The 539-nt window shown below is 45.8% G+C and carries 1 protein-coding gene; it reads right to left on the bottom strand.

Translation table 11 applies throughout. The features are described 5' to 3' along the window. Nucleotides 1–539: oxidoreductase (locus tag L696_RS0107770; protein WP_025683139.1), on the bottom strand; the 539-nt coding region annotated here is incomplete at both ends.

Raw genomic sequence — 539 nt, 5'->3', positions numbered from 1 at the left:
AACACAATTGGAAATTCTGGTCCAACAGCACGTCGGCAAGCTGCGATAACCTCACTAGCAAAGCGTGAACGCTTGACAATATCGCCACCGTATTCATCGGTACGCGAGTTTGTTTTTTCCCAGAAGAATTGATCAATTAAAAATCCATGGGCTGCCATAATCTCGATGCCATCAAACCCAACTTTTTTAGCATTGACTGCTGCCTGTGCGAAAGCCTCAACCAATTCCGAAATTTCTTGTTTTGAGTAATCATTAGCGTTGCCTCGTGCACCCATATGCCACAATTGGGAGAAAATTTTCCCACCGGCCTCATGTACTCCATCAACTACTTTTGACCAACCCTTTAGCGCCTCTTCTCCGTATATGTGTGGTACGTCCTTCTGCCATGCTGGCACCTCGGATGCAACATCAGGATGGTTGATAAACGTACCCTCTGTCAGAATAAGTCCAACACCATTTTCAGCTCTATGACGATAATACGCAGCGACATCCTCCCCTGGCACTCCATTTGGAGAAAAATTTCGAGTCATAGGTGCCAT

The organism is Paenibacillus maysiensis (assembly GCF_000520815.1).
GTDB lineage: Bacteria > Bacillota > Bacilli > Paenibacillales > Paenibacillaceae > Paenibacillus > Paenibacillus maysiensis.
Note: the sequence above shows the minus strand (reverse complement) of the source record. Positions and strands in the feature narration are given on the sequence as shown.